General features: G+C 46.9%; 1 protein-coding gene. It reads right to left on the bottom strand.

The window, feature by feature from the left end; all coding sequences use genetic code 11:
* Window positions 1-938 (bottom strand): OmpL47-type beta-barrel domain-containing protein (locus Q0590_RS37395; protein WP_302042796.1); only part of this gene is annotated, 938 nt, incomplete at both ends.

The raw sequence follows: 938 nt of genomic DNA, 5'->3' as shown, positions 1-938 counted from the left end.
AGGCGGCCATCTGAATCACCGATACCGGTTTGCCCGCATCCGCTTTCACAAAGAAGGAAGAGATAACCTCATCATTTGTGCCAGGCATCTTGCTGGAACCTAGGTTTGTACCATCCCGATCACCAAACCCAGGGTTAGATTTAAATCCAAAAGCATCAATTATTTCACTAGCATTTGGTTCATGGCTTCCTTCCCCTTGGTATTGGAACATACCGTGCAGCATGATCTTCCTTGTCGGAAACTTATCATCATTGGAAGTAAGATACAAGGTGTCATGCAGTACTTTGGGCACGGTAGCCTCATCCATAGCCACGAATTGAATAGTCAATGTATCGGATTTATTCGGGTTAATAGTTAAAGGAAGCATTGTGGCCGCATCGAACGCTTTTTTTCCAATGGCAACCAGTTTCCACCTGCCCGAATTCGTGAAGTTCATGGAGTTAATTACCAGGGCAGCTGTGCCTTTATTAGTGACTTTAACCATTACACTGTCATGATTTTGGTTATAAGGTGTTCCTGTGCGGCGCCAGGGGATCTGTATCTTGGAGAACACCAGGTGATCATTTGCCGGGAACTTGTCCAGGTTTTCTACTACCATATGGGTATTGTTCAATCCGGCAGCTATCACACTAAAGCTAGTTACACTGCTTAGCGTCTGATTATTACTGCCATCCGTTGCTCTGGCCTGCACACTATAAGCACCAGGGGTATTGATCAACACAGGAGATGTATAGGGAGTAAACACACCATTGTTGATACTGTATTCCAGCAGCGCCAAACCTGACCCTCCGCTGTCTGAGCCTTCCAGTGATAGGCTTACTTGATTACGGTATACACCTGCGGACTGCAGATTCCCTGTCAGCCTCACGGCTACTACCGGCGAGGTGGTATCCGGGCTTGTGGAGGCCGGATCGATGATCACATAATTCAGCTTCGTA

It is taken from the genome of Rhodocytophaga aerolata (assembly GCF_030503435.1).
In the GTDB taxonomy this organism is placed as follows: Bacteria; Bacteroidota; Bacteroidia; order Cytophagales; family 172606-1; genus Rhodocytophaga; species Rhodocytophaga aerolata.
This window is presented reverse-complemented; position numbering and strand designations above follow the sequence as displayed.